The following is a 13,554-nucleotide window of genomic DNA, read 5'->3' as shown; positions in this document are numbered from 1 at the left end:
TGGAGCGGGGCATGAAATTCGCAGCGGTGCTGAACCGGGATGGCGGCACTTTGCGTACCACCGACCTCGCCGCTTTCTCCGACAGGATGCATCAGACGCTGGAGACGGCCGGTCACTCGCTCAGCATCGAGATCGTCGCCGGCAAGGACGTGGTGGAAACGCTCGACAGCGCGGCTTCGCGTCGCTCGGTCGATATCGTGCTGGCGGGTGGCGGCGACGGGACTATTTCCGCCGCAGCCGCCCGGCTGATGGGCACGAAGAAGGCGCTTGCCATATTGCCGGCCGGCACCATGAACCTGTTCGCACGCGGACTGGGCATCCCGCAGTCGCTCGACGGCGCGCTGAAATCCTTCGCCGACGGCGAAATCATAGCGGTCGACGTGGCGACGGCCAATGGCCAGCCTTTCGTGCACCAGTTCTCGATCGGCATGCATGCGAAGATGGTGCAACTGCGCCAGAAGATGGAATTCGGTTCGCGGTGGGGAAAGATCCGCGCCTCGGCCAAGGCGGCTTGGGCGACGATCAACAATCCACCTGCGATGAATGTGACGCTCAGCATCGGCGATGCCGAAATGGCGGCACGCATCACCGGCATCGGCATCACCAACAATTTGTTCGGTGAAGGCCATTTGCCCTACGCCGACAATCCGGCGGGCGGCGTGCTTGGCGTCTACGTTACGGTGGCGAAGCAGCGCGCCGAGCTGGTCAAGTTCTTCTTCAACATGGCGCGCGGCAAATGGCGCGACAACGAACATGTCGAAATTCACCAGACGAACAGAACGGTGCTGAAAATCCATTCGAGCAGCCGCAAGTTTCGCGCCGTCATGGACGGCGAATTGGTCAGACTTGACCGTGAAACGGTAATCGAAATCCAGCCTGGTGCGCTGAATGTACTGGTGCCGGCTAGCGCGGCTCAATCGAGAGCCGCCTGATGCGGTGCGTTGCGACGAACAAACCGGCTTTAACCAGCAGGAGCCTGCTCGGTGGTGTTCGGCGGTGTGGGGACGTGCTGTTCGTCGCTGGTTGGCGCCTTGATCAACACACCATAGATCTCGGCAATGCCCCACGCGGCAAACACCAAAAGCAATGCGGCGATCAGGATTCGAAATCCATGCCAGCCCCATCGCCCCTGCCGCGCCTTGTTTTCTGGAATGATCTTGGCCATGCTCGATCCCTGTCTCATTCTGCACCAACTGGCGCGCTTGGCGAATCATTGTCGGGTAACGGTTCCTCGCTAGGATGGTTCCGGAAAAGCGCCCTGGCCTTGCACCAGCGCAAGCATGGGGCGGCGAAGACCGGGACGAGGCAATTAGGGTGACTGGCAAGACGCAAACAACACCCGATCTGCCGGCCGAAGTTGCGCGCGCAGTCAAGGATGTTGACCGGCTGGCCGTGCTGCACGGGTTGGAGATGCTGGATACGGCGCCCGACCCCGATTTCGACCGGGTCAGCAGCCTTGCCGCGGCGGTGATGCAGGCGCCGATGGCCCTGGTCACACTCGTCGACCTCGAACGGCAGTGGTTCAAATCCTGCTTCGGCCTGGACGAGACCGAAACGGCGACCGACGTCTCGTTTTGCGCCCATGCGATTTCCGCCGGCGACGAGCCGATGGTGGTCGTGGATGCAACGACGGACCCCCGTTTCAAGACCAACCGGCTGGTCACCGGAAAACATCATGTCCGCTTCTATGCCGGCGCGCCGATGATCGTGGCAGGTGCCCGCATCGGTACTCTGTGCGTGCTCGACCGCGAGCCGCATGGTTTTCCATCCCGCGCCGAGCTCGACCAGTTGAAGGCGCTCGCCAGCCTCGCCGCCAGCCTGTTCACCCTCAAGGATGCAACCCGCAGCGGCGCGATCGCCGAGGCCGCACTGGTGCGCGAGGAAAAACGACGCGCCATCGCACTCGATGCGGCGTCGCTCGCCAGTTGGGCATGGGACATCCGCACCGATATCATCGAATGCGACACATTGATGTCGGAGCTGTTCAGCCTGCCGCGCTCCAACCGGCTGCGCGCACGTGACATCCTCGCCGCCATCGATCCGCGTGACGTCTACCAGACCGAAACCCGCTTTCGCGACGCCCTGACCGGCAGCGACGACTATTTCGGCGAATACCGGGTGAAGGGCTTTCATCCGCCGCGCTGGCTCGCCACGCGCGGCCGTGTGATCGAGCGTGACGGCGACGGCAAGCCGACATTGATCTTCGGCGTCAACTACGACATCTCCGAGCGCAAGCTCGGCGACGAACGGCAACGGCTGCTGCTGCGTGAGCTCAACCATCGCGTCAAGAACACTTTGGCGACCGTCCAGGCGCTGGCAACCCAGACCGTGCGCCACGCCCGCCAGCCAAGCCAGTTCCTTGAGGCCTTCGGCGCCAGGCTTCAGGCCTTGGGGATCGCCCACAATCTGTTGTCGGACCGCGAGTGGCGTGGCATCGGCATCAGTGAACTCGTCCAAATCGAGGTCAAACCTTTCGAAACGGCCGAGCAGCCGCGCATGACGATCTCCGGCGACGACCTGCTGCTGTCGCCCGACCAGGCCATCGGGCTTGGCCTGATCCTGCATGAACTCGCCAACAACGCGCTGAAATATGGCTCGCTGTCGGTGCCGTCAGGCAGGGTCGACCTCGGCTGGAGGACGCAAGGCAGGAGGGATGCCCGGCGTCTTGTGCTGACCTGGCGTGAAAGCGGCGGCCCGCAAGTCGCTCCGCCGGATCGGCACGGCTTCGGCTCGATCCTCATTCGCCGCAGCCTTGCCAAGGTCATTTCCAGCGAAGTGACCCATGAATTCCGGCCGGAAGGCGTATTTGCCGAAATATCGATGCCCCTTGAAGATCTGTCGAAGTGACCTCCCGACAGCTCTATCTCCGCTCGCTCTCGTCCGGATCGTCGGATTTCACATTCTCGCGGTAGATGGCGTAGGCCGCGAGGGCCACGGCCGGCCCCAGAATGACGCCGAGACCGCCTTTTCCCTTAAGCAGGCTCGGCAGCACGGCGAGTGCGGCGGTGATGCCGATCGCCTTCATGTCGGCATTGCGGCGCTGCGCCCGGCGCGGGGCGCGCGAGCCTGCCGATATCCGGTAGACCAGCAGGACAAGCCCGGCAAGCACCAGAAAACCGACGCCGAACCCCAGTGCCGCGGCAAGCGGCCCATAGCGCATCGCCGCCCAGATATAGGCGGCCCCGACAAGAAAGCCGAGACCGCAAAGTGCGGCGGCCATGGCGATCACATAGACGATTGCCGCCGTGCGCGCCCGGTATATGGCGGCCACGGTCTCCCCCGAGGCGAGACCCGAGATCAGGGTTGCCAGCATTCCCATCCGAAGCGCGACTAGCGACGCGCGATGAGCGCGAAAAGGAAGCCGACGCCGGCGGCGATCGCCAGTGACGTCACCGGCTTTTCGCGTACACTTGCCATCATCTGCGCTTCGATGTCCTTGGCATTGCTGCGCAGGCTGTCAAAGGCTGCTTCGCCCTGCGCACGCAACTGCTCGACCCCTTCCGTGGCTGCGCGGCGCGCGGTGCCATAACCATGCTCGCCGGTCTTGGCCAGTTGTTTGGTGAGCTTGTCGATGTCGGCCTTCAACTGCCTGATGTCGGCTTCCAGGTCCGCATTTGCACGGGCGTCGTTTGCGGTCTTTCCTGCGGCAGTGGCCATGGCTTAACTCCTTGTGATTGCTTGGTTTCAAACGCGCTGCCCGCCTCAAGGTTCCGGCATTGGGGACAAAGTAGCCGAAAACGCATCGGCGCGCACCCGGTCCGTCGGCTCCCGCAAAAGACGCTTCCTCAGATTAATGGCCGGCGCGCTTCACCCAGCCCTTCCCAGCCGGCGAGCCGCTTGAGGCCTTCATTGTCGGAGACCACGCAGCCGCCGTCGCGCCAGACGATCAGCTTGCGATCCATCAGCTTGCGGATCGTCTTGTTGGTGTGAACCAGCGACAGGCCGAGCGTATCGGCAATGTGCTGCTGCGTGATCGGTATCTGGACAGTTTGGTTGCCATTCAGTCCAACGACCTTGGCGCGGCTGCCGATGAAGGCGATGAGATAGGCAGCGCGCTCGATCGCACTGCGGCGCCCGAGGCTGAGCAGGTTCTCGTCCAGCATCCGCTCTTCACGCGATGCGATCCAGGTGATGTCATAGGCCAGCCCGGGATGATTGCGGTACAGCTCATGCAGATATTCGCGCTCGAAAACACACAGCAGCATCGGCGACAGTGCCTCCACGGAATGCTGCATCTCGCCCATCACACTGCCTTGCAGGCCGATCAGATCGCCGGGCATGAGATAGTTGAGGATCTGGCGGCGGCCGTCCCGCAACAGCTTGTAGCGAAACGCCCAGCCGGAGAGCACGGTGTAGAGATGGGCGCTATGGCTTCCCTCCACCAGCACCGTCCCACCCTTTTCGACTGCGAGTTCGCCCTTCTTGAATTTGCTGATGAAGGCCAGTTCCTGTTTTTCGAAATCGCGGAAAATCGGCAACGGCCGCAATGGGCAGTTCTCGCAAGGATATTGGCGGCTGGAGAAAGCGCTATTGTTCTGGACTGACATTTCGACCCCCTTCGAAAGCCCGCTCTTGGGGGAGCGCGTTTCATCGCGTTGCAAGGATTGAGGTTCCGCCCGCTTGCCACATGTCTTTTTTAAATGACAGCAAGCGAATTAGCGATCATGACTCCGGCGTTTCAAGGAGTCTTTGCCTGTGCCCACATTGCTTGACGGATTGCGGATTCTGGTCCTGGAGGACGAATTTCTGATCGCCATGGATGTCGAGCAGCTTTGCCGCGACCATGGCGCCGATGAGGTGGTGATCGCCCGTGACCTGACCGAGGTCGATGGCCGCGAGGTCGCCACGCGATTCGATGCAGCCATTGTCGACTTGATGCTGGGCGGCGCCTCGACGATCGATTTCGCCTCCGGGCTGCGCGCGGCAGGCATACCTTTCGTGTTTGCGTCGGGCTATTCGGATGCCGATGAAATCAAGGCCTCGTTTCCGGGCGTCAGGCTGGTTGGCAAACCCTATTCGGGTGAAGACCTCGTGCAGGCGGTCGCCGCGGCCTGCGGACGCGCTTGAGACACGATCGCGGTCAGCTCGCCGGCGAGCTCGTTACCTGGGCCGAAATTGCGTCCGGACCATACTCGTCCTCGCCTGATATTTTCAGGATCTCCTGCAAGCGCGTACGGGCTCGGCTGACGCGGCTCTTGATCGTCCCCACCGCGCAACCGCAGATCTCGGCGGCCTCCTCGTAGGAGAAACCAGACGCGCCGATGAGGATGATGGCTTCGCGTTGGTCCTCCGGCAATTGCTCCAGCGCCCCACGAAAATCCTTCAGGTCAAGCTGGCCGTGCTGAGCCGGATGAACGGCAAGCCTGGCCGTCATGATACCGTCGCTGTCCTGCACTTCGCGCCCGCGCTTGCGCATCTGCGAATAGAACTCGTTGCGCAGGATGGTGAAAAGCCAGGCCTTGAGGTTGGTGCCGGGCTGGAAGCTCTCATGCTTGTCCCAAGCCTTGACGAGCGTTTCCTGGACGAGGTCGTCGGCTTTATCGGCATTTTGCGTCAGCGACACGGCGAACGCGCGCAGACTTGGGATTGCCCCAAGCAGATCGGTCTTGAAGCCTTGGGAGACCGCGGCCATGCCTCAGTCCTTCTTCTGTGCGGGTTCAGCCTGTTCCAGCTGGCTAAGCAACTGGGAAAAGCGATCCGGCACATCGTCGGAGACCAGCGCGTCGTAATATTGTTTGAGTTTGCGTCCGATTTCGGAGTTCGGCCCAAGAGCGTCACCAGAACCGTTCCGGCGCCTGCTCTCGGCGCCAGCCAGAATATCTTTCGTCATATCCTTCATTTTGCCCTTGTATTCCCAGCGCTCAAGCCGCTCTTATCATACTCAACACAACGCAAGCGGCACCCTCGTCTGGTTGCCCATCCCGACCACAAACGCCACTCCCCGGCTTTTGTTCCGTCGAGGCGGAACTTTTTCAAAAAATCCGCGTTAACGTCAGGGCTTGCAGTCAGCTTGACCTATGCAATCACGTCATTCTGAGGGAGACGTCTTACCATGAGCTTATCCGCCACCATCGCACCACATCTCCCCTTCCTGCGCCGCTTCTCGCGGGCTGTTTCCGGGTCGCAAGAGAGTGGTGATGCGCTGGTAGCCGCGATGCTCGAGGCCATCATCGCCGATATCGAGATATTTCCCGAAGCATCGAGCGACCGCATCGCGCTGTACAAGGTTTTCGCCAAGCTGTTCACATCGGTCGCCATCCGCGTCCCACAGGAGCAGGCGCAATCGGCGTGGGAACAGCGCACCGCCGCCAATCTGAATGCGATCGCGCCGCGGCCTCGTCAGGCCTTCCTGCTCGTGGCTGTCGAAGGCTTCAGCGAGGACGAAGCGGCTGAGATCCTCGACGTCGGCGACCAGGAGTTTTCAGAGCTGCTTGCCCAGGCGAGCAACGAGATATCCCGTCAGGTGGCAACCGACGTTCTGATCATCGAGGATGAACCGCTGATCGCCATGGATATCGAAGAAATGGTAGAGAGCCTCGGGCACCGCGTCGTTGGAACGGCGCGCACCCATGCCGAGGCAGTGATGATGTTCGGCAAGACACGGCCGAAGATGGTGCTGGCCGACATCCAGCTTGCCGACGGCAGTTCCGGCATCGAGGCCGTGAACGAGATCCTGTCATCGACGTCGGTGCCGGTCATCTTCATCACCGCCTTCCCCGAGCGCCTCTTGACTGGCGAACGGCCGGAACCGGCCTTCCTGGTCACCAAGCCGTTCAATCCCGACATGGTCAAGGCGCTGATCAGCCAGGCACTGTTCTTTGACCGCCAGGCGAAAGCCGCCGCATAGTCGTGAATTGGGGAAGTGGTAATCGTGCCGCCTGATGCACGCGGGCGGCGACGGTGAAATTCCTGCGCGCTTCCTGCTTGAACGATTTGCAAGCTCGGTCTTTTTCGGCAAAGGGTGGGAACAAACCGCAGCCACCCACGTTTTTATCGCACCATTCGAAGGAGATGCATCATGCTTTACTGGGCGCTCGTATTTCTCGTCGTTGCGATCATCGCCGGCGCGCTTGGTTTCGGCGGCATCGCCGGTACATCTGCCGGCATAGCGCAGATATTGTTTTTCATCTTCCTCGCTTTCCTGGTCATTTCGCTTCTTGCGGGCCTGTTCAAACGGGCTTCGTAACAACGAACGGCCGAACACTGGAAGCCGCACCCCTCAAACGGTTTCCAGCCCCCGCCGGGCGGTGTCCTAAAGGACGCCGTCCGGCGGACCGTTTTTTGGCGGCGGGTTCGGGAAACCTGTTTGGAACCCATTCACCGGTGAGCCGTTCAGCCTGAATTGGGTGGACAGTTTGGCCGATGGGTTCCAGGACCGGAAACAGGAAGGACGACGTGCAAAGCGATGAAGTCATCGCCCTCCATCCTGCCGAAAGCGGCATGCAGCTCGGCCGCGCCCTTCTTCACGCGTTGCACAATGCCGGCATTTCCGTTCTCTACCAGGATCGCGAGATGAAAACCGTATGGGCGCGCAACATGCGTGCGCCCTGGGTTTCGGACACCACCGACAGCATCGGTATTCTGCCGGAGGCGCAGGCCGACCGCATCGGCGCGGCCAAGCGCGACGTCATTGCATCCGGCAACCCCCAACGTCTCGAGATCAGCGTTCCCGTCGAGGATGGCAGCCGCTGGTTTGAGGTCTGGATCGATGCCGACCACGGCGACGGCGGCACGGTGCAAGGCGTCGTCACCACAATGGTCGAGACGACCGAGCAAAAGCGCCGCGAGCAGACCCTGACGACGCTGTTGCGGGAGGTAAGCCATCGCTCCAAAAACCTGCTGGCGATCATCCAGAGCATAGCCACCCAGACCGGTCGCTACTCCGACAGCATCGGCGATTTCCTGACACGCTTTCGCGGCCGGCTGCAATCGCTGGCTTCGTCCCAAGATCTCGTGACCTCTTCCAACTGGCGGGGTGCAGCACTTCGCGAACTCGTATCGGGCCAGGTGGGCCGCTACGGCGGCGATCCGGTTCGCAGCCTGAGATTTCAGGGGGCAAACCCCTATCTCAATCCCAACGCTGCCCTGCATATCGGCCTTGCGATGCATGAACTCGCCGTCAATTCGGTGAGCTATGGCGCCCTGTCGCGGCCCGATGGATTCGTCGATGTTACAGCTAACCTGACCGCCGCCGACACGGGAACCTCCCTGTCCCTGACATGGGCCGAGGCAATCGGAGCCAGTGATGTTAGGCGTAGCGAGAAGCGCTTCGGCAGCGTCGCACTCGAACGGGTCGTGCCGACGTCGCTGAACGGAACGGCGACGCTCGAAATCGCGGCTGGCCGTCTCGAGTACCGCCTTGTCGTTCCGCACGGCAATTTCGAGACGGATTGAGCGACCCGAGCTTCCTTAACCAGCTGTTCACCATAAAAGCAGATGCTGTTTTTCCCAGATACCGCTGGAACTTGTTGCATCACCGAACATTTCCGCAGCAGGATTGCAGCATGGTGCGGGAGGAATGCCTTGACGGTTGCCGACATGAACAGACTGGAGCAGGCCGCCCGGATTTCCATGGGCGAGTTTGAGGACTCCGAGGCATCCGCGCCACCGCTGGCCCCTGTTCCCAATGGGGCCTTGCGCCTTGTCGCGCTGGGCCTGCTGGCCGTGATCGCGGTGGTCGCCCTGTACCAATTGGTCTGAGGCCAGCTCGTTTCGGCCGGTGACAGAATCGATTGTCGCCCTCTTACTTCCCTGCCCGGCCCAGCGAGCCAGGAACTTTGGCGAATGTAGACCGTTACTATGGCGAGAGGACTTCCCGCCATGGAACATATCGCTGCATTGCTGCTGGTCATCGGTTGCTCGAACACGATGGCCGACTGCCGTGAACTCCAGGTGCCCAGAAGCGTTTTCGCGAGCGCCGAGCAATGCGTGGCCGAACGCCCGTTCGCCTTGGGCGACGTGCAAGGGCAGGCTGACAACATCGTCGCCAAATGCCTTGCCGTCGATCCGGCGCTTGAAGACGACTATGATAAGATCGTCTGGAATGTGCGCGCCGATGGTACGCTTGACGCGTCTTTGGCAATTTCCAGCCTCGTAATGGCGTCGAACGCGGCACGCCCAGAAAAAGACTATCTTCACCAACAATAGATTGCAGCAGCAAAGGCCGTCATTTCATGCTAAATGGCAGCTGGAGCTTTACCAAGTGAGGACAAAAAGTGAGGAGTGACTCTATGCGGAAGATGATTATTGCACTGGTTGCGGTGGTTGCCGTCAGCGGCTGCACCTCGACCGAGCAGGACGTGGTTGGCGGCGGCTTGATCGGCGCCGGTGTCGGCGGCTTGGTCGGCGGCGGCAAGGGTGCGCTGATCGGCGCGGCCGTTGGTGCCGGTTCCGGCCTGCTGGTGCGCAATCTGCGCAACGGCTATTGCCAATATCGCGATCATCGCGGCCGGATCTACACGGCTCGCTGCAACTAATTCGGCGATCATCGAAACGTCGATCCGGAGGCCGGTCCGCTGGCCTTCGGATTTTTCATGTCTGGACGCTTGATCCTTTTCGGGTGAAGGTCGCGCTCAGTTGGCGAGTGGAATTTTGATTTCCACGTTCAGCCCATTGGCCTGGTAATCGCGTTTAATCGTACCGCGCAGTTCGCGCGTCACGTTGAGATCGATCAGCTTGGTGCCGAATCCGGTCTTGGCTGGCGCTTCGAGTTTCGTCTGCCCGTTTTCGCGCCAATTGAGAGCCAGCGTCCTGTCGCGCCCGCGCCCTTCGACCGACCAGTCCACTTTCAGCGCGCCGACGGAATTGCCGGCTTCGCCGTATTTCAGCGCATTCGTCGCCAGTTCGTGGAAGGTCAGGCCGAGCGCTTGCGTCGTGGTTTCGTCGAGCAGCACCTGTGGTCCCGACAACAGCTCATCGGGTAGCTCCTTGCCGAACACCTGACCCAGCTCGATGCGCAGGAGATCGCCAAGATCGGCCTTCTGCCAGCGCGAGCGCGTCAGCATATCCTGGGACGCCGCCATCGCCTGCAGCCTGGCCGAGAAGGATGCGGAAAACTCGTTGACGTCGGTAGCCCGCGACGCCGTCTGGCGCGCGATAGCCAGCACCCTGGTAATCGAATTCTTGATGCGATGCTTCATCTCCTGCAGCATCAGGTCTTTTTCGATCAGGCTCTTTTCCGTCGTTTCGTGCAATCGCGACGCTGCCTCATAGGCCCGCTCCTGATAGCGCGCCACCAGCGCGATGGCGCCCGCCAACAGCAGGCCGAACAGCCCCAGCATCACCGGAATGGCGCGCGACGACGGCTGCGAGAAGGCGCTTGTCGGCCGGAACAGGACAGTCCACGGCCGTCCGGCGACGATGATCTTTCGGGTGACCAGCAGCCTGTCGCCGAAAGTCGACGCCGGCGGCGTCTCCGACCGGAACAGCAGATTATCGCCGTTCACGGCACCATCGCCATCATAGATTTCGGTGTTGACCGGCAGCAACGGCGACCGGCTGAGCGCGGTCTGGAACAGATCGCGAGCCCGAAAGGCCGCATAGAGAAAACCGGCCGTCGAGGATCTCGAAGCATTGATGACGTCGGGAGCGGTTTCGACATTGAGCCGCACGAAAACGAAGAAGCCGGTGAACGTCTGCGCGGCGCCCGTGTCCTGGCCCAATTGCACCAGCCCGCTGGCGTGCTGCTGGTCGTCGGACATCGCCTTTTCGATCGCCACACGCCGCGCCGGTTCGCTGAACATGTCATAGCCGATGCCGGCTTGATTGGATGGATCCAGCGGTTCGAACAGCACGATAGGGGTGCGCCAGGGTTGAGTGGTATCCGGATAGATTGGATGACTGTCGCCATAATCGTGCAGCATATCGCGTTCGACCGTCGCCTCGTCGCCCGCCTTTGCCAGCCTGAGGAAGCCGATACCGCGCAAGCCGGCGAAATTCTTGTCGACATCGAGCGCGTTGAAGAACGCCTTGAACTCATTGCGAGAAATATCGCCATTGCGGGCGTCGAACAGGGCCTGCGTTGAGCGCAGCAGCGACAGATGCAGGTCGATGCGGCTCTCGATCCGGTTGAGCGCATCGTCGGCAGTCGCCTCGAACTTGATGCGCGCGGCTTCCTGCGTGGCGAAATAGGCAAAACCTGCCATCACCATGCTGATCAGCGCGACGGCGATAAAGGCGATGATCGGAAAAAGCTTCTTCAACGGATCGTGCGGTCCCTGAGCAATGTCGGACCTTTATGGGCAAGTCGCCGTGCCAACACAATGCCAAGGCCAAGCCATCCTTACGGCTGGCATATCACGTGTCCGGCAACCGCGATCTGGCTCGATCTCAGGCCGCTATCTTCAGCGCGCCCGGTCCGGGAATGGCGCCCGGCGGGCATTTGCCCAGAATGATCATCCCCAGCACCTCGTCCTGGGTGACATCGGTGGTGCGGGCGGTGCCGACGACCTGGCCGTTCTTCATGACGCAGACCCGGTCGGCAAGCTCGAACACATCGTGGATGTCGTGGCTGATCAGGAAGATGCCGATGCCGTCGGACTTGAGCTGCTTGACCAGTTCGCCGACCTGCGCCGTTTCCTGCGGACCAAGCGCCGCCGTCGGCTCGTCCATGATCAGGATGCGGGCGTTGAACAGGATCGCACGCGCGATCGCCACCGATTGCCGCTGGCCGCCCGACAGCTTGATCACCGGCTCCTTGAAGCGCTGGAACCGGGGATTGAGCCGACCCATCACCTTGCGCGCCTCGGCCTCCATGGCAACGTCGTCGAGCGTGCCCCAGGCGGTCATCAGCTCGCGGCCGAGGAACAGATTGGCGGCGGCATCGACATTGTCGGCCAACGCCAGCGTCTGGTAGATCGTCTCGATGCCATATTTCTTGGCGTCGCGTGGATTGGAGATCGATGCCTCCTCGCCGTTGACGAAGATCTGGCCCGAATCGCGCTTGTAGGCGCCGGACAGGATCTTGATCAATGTCGACTTGCCGGCGCCATTATGGCCGAGCAGCGCCACGACCTCGCCGGGGAAAAGATCGATCGAGGCGTCGTCGACGGCGCGGATGCCGCCAAACGCGATCGAGATGTTCCTCATGTCGATCAGCGCGGTGGCTGCAGGAGCAGTCTTGTCAATCATGGCATGCCCTCCTAGACGCGCTTGCGATAGACGGTGTCGAGCCACACGGCGATGACCAGTACGGCCCCGACGACGATGCTCTGCAGCGGCGAGTCGACGCCGAGCAGCACCATGCCGGACTGCAGCGACTGCATCAGCAGCGCGCCCAGCATGGCGCCGATGATCGTTCCCGATCCGCCGGCAAGCGACGTGCCGCCGATTACGGCGGCTGCAATGACCAGCAGTTCGTCGAGCGTTCCAAGCACGTTGGTGGCCGAATTCTGCCGGGCCGAGGAGATTGCCGCGGCGATCGTGGCCAGCACGCCCATGATCATGAACACCTTCATGGTGATCCAGCGCGTGTTGATGCCGGCGAGATTGGCCGCCTCGGGATTGCCGCCGATGGCAAAGACATAGCGGCCGAAGCGGGTGCGGTTGGTGATGAAGGTCATGACCAGCCCGACGGCGACCGCCATCAGCACCGGTATGGCGATACCGTGGGCGATGAACAGGCCGCCTTCGGGAAGGGTGATGTTGTTGGCGGCCGCATATCTGTTCACGATGCCGATCGGCCAGGGATAGGAATTGGCGAGCCAGACCGCGCCCATGATGGCGCCGCAGGTGACGACTCCGAGCAGCGTCTCGGCCCAGATCGGACGTAGCGGAAACCGGAAACGCTTGCGCTGCACCCGGCCGTTGAACAGCCCAAACACCACGGCGAGGCAGGCGACGATCCCGACGACCCAGCTCCAGGTCGCGCCGATCGATCCCGCCGGCCCGCCGCCCATCAGCTGAAAGGTGGCGTCGAGCGGCGCCACGGTCTGGCCTGACGTGACCCACCAGGCCGCACCGCGCCAGACCAGCAGGCCACCCAGCGTCACGATAAAGGCGGGCACTTCGAGATAGGCGATGACGAAGCCTTGAAAGGCGCCGATCAACAGGCCAAGCGCCAGGCCGATGACCAGCGCCAGGACCCAGATCCACGGATTGCCGAGTTCGAGCCCGACAAAGCGCACCAGGAAATGAACCTGAGCAAATCCCATTACCATGCCGATCAGGCCCTCGGCGGAACCGACCGACAGGTCGATGTTGCGCATGACGATGACCAGCACCATGCCGCAGGCCATGATGGCAACCGCGGATGTCTGCACCGACAGGTTCCACAGATTGCGCGGCGTGAGAAAGGTGCGGCTGTCGAAATCGAGCGGGTTGACGCCCAGGCGCAGGCTGGAAATGACATGCAGCCCAATCCAGATGACCAGCAGCGCACCGATCATGCCGAGCATGCGGGTGTCGATCTCGGTCGCCTTCAGGAACCGGGCGACGGCCCCGAGTTCCGACGCGCGCGCCGTATCGGCCTGTGGGTTGGACGTCGTATCGGTCATGATTTCCTCCCACCGACTGGCCGTCTGACGCGCATGCCGGAGCCCAGCCTAGAAGCTATCC

18 protein-coding genes are annotated in these 13,554 nt (G+C 61.8%); 9 read left to right on the top strand and 9 right to left on the bottom strand.

The window, feature by feature from the left end:
• Nucleotides 1-11: 11 nt before the first annotated feature.
• Nucleotides 12-932: a diacylglycerol/lipid kinase family protein gene (locus NKI99_RS20725; RefSeq protein ID WP_352611795.1), complete on the top strand. Its 921-nt coding sequence runs from the start codon at nt 12-14 to the stop codon at nt 930-932.
• Nucleotides 933-961: 29 nt separating this feature from the next.
• On the opposite strand, the gene NKI99_RS20720 is transcribed toward NKI99_RS20725, so the two are convergent.
• The gene (locus tag NKI99_RS20720; protein ID WP_352611794.1) at nt 962-1,165 is read right to left on the bottom strand and encodes a hypothetical protein; all 204 of its coding nucleotides are present in this window, start codon (nt 1,163-1,165) and stop codon (nt 962-964) included.
• A 149-nt stretch (nt 1,166-1,314) separates the two neighbouring features.
• Between NKI99_RS20720 and NKI99_RS20715 the strand changes: the two genes are divergently transcribed.
• On the top strand, nt 1,315-2,847 hold the full coding sequence (locus NKI99_RS20715; RefSeq protein WP_352611793.1) for a sensor histidine kinase: 1,533 nt from the start codon (nt 1,315-1,317) through the stop codon (nt 2,845-2,847).
• 13 nt (nt 2,848-2,860) lie between these two features.
• Here the strand turns inward: NKI99_RS20715 and NKI99_RS20710 are convergent, their stop codons facing one another.
• The 3 genes from NKI99_RS20710 to NKI99_RS20700 all read right to left on the bottom strand — a co-directional run bounded on the left by NKI99_RS20710 (nt 2,861) and on the right by NKI99_RS20700 (nt 4,547).
• On the bottom strand, nt 2,861-3,319 hold the full coding sequence (locus tag NKI99_RS20710) for a hypothetical protein (RefSeq protein WP_352611792.1): 459 nt from the start codon (nt 3,317-3,319) through the stop codon (nt 2,861-2,863).
• An 11-nt stretch (nt 3,320-3,330) separates the two neighbouring features.
• Nucleotides 3,331-3,657, bottom strand: coding sequence for an ElaB/YgaM/YqjD family protein (locus NKI99_RS20705; protein ID WP_023811001.1), 327 nt, complete (start codon nt 3,655-3,657; stop codon nt 3,331-3,333).
• Between the two features lie 128 nt (nt 3,658-3,785).
• Nucleotides 3,786-4,547 carry a Crp/Fnr family transcriptional regulator gene (locus tag NKI99_RS20700; RefSeq protein ID WP_352611791.1) on the bottom strand — a complete coding sequence of 254 codons (762 nt, stop codon included), beginning with the start codon at nt 4,545-4,547 and terminating at the stop codon, nt 3,786-3,788.
• A 208-nt stretch (nt 4,548-4,755) separates the two neighbouring features.
• Here NKI99_RS20700 and NKI99_RS20695 point away from each other — a divergent pair, with 208 nt between their 5' ends.
• Nucleotides 4,756-5,067 carry a response regulator gene (locus tag NKI99_RS20695; RefSeq protein WP_050580453.1) on the top strand — a complete coding sequence of 104 codons (312 nt, stop codon included), beginning with the start codon at nt 4,756-4,758 and terminating at the stop codon, nt 5,065-5,067.
• Nucleotides 5,068-5,080: 13 nt separating this feature from the next.
• Here NKI99_RS20695 and NKI99_RS20690 read toward each other — a convergent pair whose 3' ends face one another.
• Both NKI99_RS20690 and NKI99_RS20685 read right to left on the bottom strand, forming a co-directional pair.
• Nucleotides 5,081-5,632, bottom strand: coding sequence for an RNA polymerase sigma factor (locus NKI99_RS20690; protein ID WP_013529285.1), 552 nt, complete (start codon nt 5,630-5,632; stop codon nt 5,081-5,083).
• 3 nt (nt 5,633-5,635) lie between these two features.
• On the bottom strand, nt 5,636-5,839 hold the full coding sequence (locus tag NKI99_RS20685; RefSeq protein WP_023810998.1) for a NepR family anti-sigma factor: 204 nt from the start codon (nt 5,837-5,839) through the stop codon (nt 5,636-5,638).
• Between the two features lie 213 nt (nt 5,840-6,052).
• On the opposite strand from NKI99_RS20685, the gene NKI99_RS20680 reads away from it, so the two are divergent.
• The 6 genes from NKI99_RS20680 to NKI99_RS20655 all read left to right on the top strand — a co-directional run bounded on the left by NKI99_RS20680 (nt 6,053) and on the right by NKI99_RS20655 (nt 9,476).
• Nucleotides 6,053-6,847, top strand: coding sequence for a response regulator (locus NKI99_RS20680; RefSeq protein ID WP_023810997.1), 795 nt, complete (start codon nt 6,053-6,055; stop codon nt 6,845-6,847).
• 171 nt (nt 6,848-7,018) lie between these two features.
• A complete protein-coding gene (locus NKI99_RS20675; protein WP_013529282.1) occupies nt 7,019-7,186 on the top strand; it encodes a DUF1328 domain-containing protein in 168 nt (55 codons plus the stop codon).
• 176 nt (nt 7,187-7,362) lie between these two features.
• Complete coding sequence (locus NKI99_RS20670) at nt 7,363-8,394, top strand: sensor histidine kinase (protein ID WP_164893021.1); 1,032 nt, start codon at nt 7,363-7,365, stop codon at nt 8,392-8,394.
• A 129-nt stretch (nt 8,395-8,523) separates the two neighbouring features.
• Nucleotides 8,524-8,700, top strand: coding sequence for a hypothetical protein (locus NKI99_RS20665; RefSeq protein ID WP_127295168.1), 177 nt, complete (start codon nt 8,524-8,526; stop codon nt 8,698-8,700).
• Between the two features lie 120 nt (nt 8,701-8,820).
• The gene (locus NKI99_RS20660) at nt 8,821-9,147 is read left to right on the top strand and encodes a hypothetical protein (protein WP_023810995.1); all 327 of its coding nucleotides are present in this window, start codon (nt 8,821-8,823) and stop codon (nt 9,145-9,147) included.
• An 83-nt stretch (nt 9,148-9,230) separates the two neighbouring features.
• Nucleotides 9,231-9,476, top strand: coding sequence for a YMGG-like glycine zipper-containing protein (locus tag NKI99_RS20655; protein WP_023810994.1), 246 nt, complete (start codon nt 9,231-9,233; stop codon nt 9,474-9,476).
• A 96-nt stretch (nt 9,477-9,572) separates the two neighbouring features.
• On the opposite strand, the gene NKI99_RS20650 is transcribed toward NKI99_RS20655, so the two are convergent.
• The 3 genes from NKI99_RS20650 to NKI99_RS20640 form a co-directional block, all read right to left on the bottom strand.
• Nucleotides 9,573-11,201 (bottom strand): CHASE domain-containing protein, encoded by a 1,629-nt coding sequence (locus tag NKI99_RS20650; protein ID WP_128305027.1) that lies wholly within the window; start codon nt 11,199-11,201, stop codon nt 9,573-9,575.
• Between the two features lie 127 nt (nt 11,202-11,328).
• Nucleotides 11,329-12,129 carry an ATP-binding cassette domain-containing protein gene (locus NKI99_RS20645; RefSeq protein ID WP_023810992.1) on the bottom strand — a complete coding sequence of 267 codons (801 nt, stop codon included), beginning with the start codon at nt 12,127-12,129 and terminating at the stop codon, nt 11,329-11,331.
• 11 nt (nt 12,130-12,140) lie between these two features.
• Nucleotides 12,141-13,493 (bottom strand): sugar ABC transporter permease, encoded by a 1,353-nt coding sequence (locus NKI99_RS20640; protein ID WP_023810991.1) that lies wholly within the window; start codon nt 13,491-13,493, stop codon nt 12,141-12,143.
• Nucleotides 13,494-13,554: the final 61 nt, after the last annotated feature.

The sequence above is a fragment of the Mesorhizobium sp. M0239 genome, from assembly GCF_040321815.1.
Classification (GTDB): Bacteria; Pseudomonadota; Alphaproteobacteria; order Rhizobiales; family Rhizobiaceae; genus Mesorhizobium.
This window is presented reverse-complemented; position numbering and strand designations above follow the sequence as displayed.

Coding starts and splice junctions, on each gene's coding strand:
- NKI99_RS20725 (WP_352611795.1), top strand. CDS start 12: ATGAAATTCGCAGCGGTGCTGAACCGGGATGGCGGCACTTTGCGTACC.
- NKI99_RS20720 (WP_352611794.1), bottom strand. CDS start 1,165: ATGGCCAAGATCATTCCAGAAAACAAGGCGCGGCAGGGGCGATGGGGC.
- NKI99_RS20710 (WP_352611792.1), bottom strand. CDS start 3,319: ATGGGAATGCTGGCAACCCTGATCTCGGGTCTCGCCTCGGGGGAGACC.
- NKI99_RS20705 (WP_023811001.1), bottom strand. CDS start 3,657: ATGGCCACTGCCGCAGGAAAGACCGCAAACGACGCCCGTGCAAATGCG.
- NKI99_RS20700 (WP_352611791.1), bottom strand. CDS start 4,547: ATGTCAGTCCAGAACAATAGCGCTTTCTCCAGCCGCCAATATCCTTGC.
- NKI99_RS20695 (WP_050580453.1), top strand. CDS start 4,756: ATGGATGTCGAGCAGCTTTGCCGCGACCATGGCGCCGATGAGGTGGTG.
- NKI99_RS20690 (WP_013529285.1), bottom strand. CDS start 5,632: ATGGCCGCGGTCTCCCAAGGCTTCAAGACCGATCTGCTTGGGGCAATC.
- NKI99_RS20685 (WP_023810998.1), bottom strand. CDS start 5,839: ATGAAGGATATGACGAAAGATATTCTGGCTGGCGCCGAGAGCAGGCGC.
- NKI99_RS20680 (WP_023810997.1), top strand. CDS start 6,053: ATGAGCTTATCCGCCACCATCGCACCACATCTCCCCTTCCTGCGCCGC.
- NKI99_RS20675 (WP_013529282.1), top strand. CDS start 7,019: ATGCTTTACTGGGCGCTCGTATTTCTCGTCGTTGCGATCATCGCCGGC.
- NKI99_RS20670 (WP_164893021.1), top strand. CDS start 7,363: ATGGGTTCCAGGACCGGAAACAGGAAGGACGACGTGCAAAGCGATGAA.
- NKI99_RS20660 (WP_023810995.1), top strand. CDS start 8,821: ATGGAACATATCGCTGCATTGCTGCTGGTCATCGGTTGCTCGAACACG.
- NKI99_RS20655 (WP_023810994.1), top strand. CDS start 9,231: ATGCGGAAGATGATTATTGCACTGGTTGCGGTGGTTGCCGTCAGCGGC.
- NKI99_RS20645 (WP_023810992.1), bottom strand. CDS start 12,129: ATGATTGACAAGACTGCTCCTGCAGCCACCGCGCTGATCGACATGAGG.
- NKI99_RS20640 (WP_023810991.1), bottom strand. CDS start 13,493: ATGACCGATACGACGTCCAACCCACAGGCCGATACGGCGCGCGCGTCG.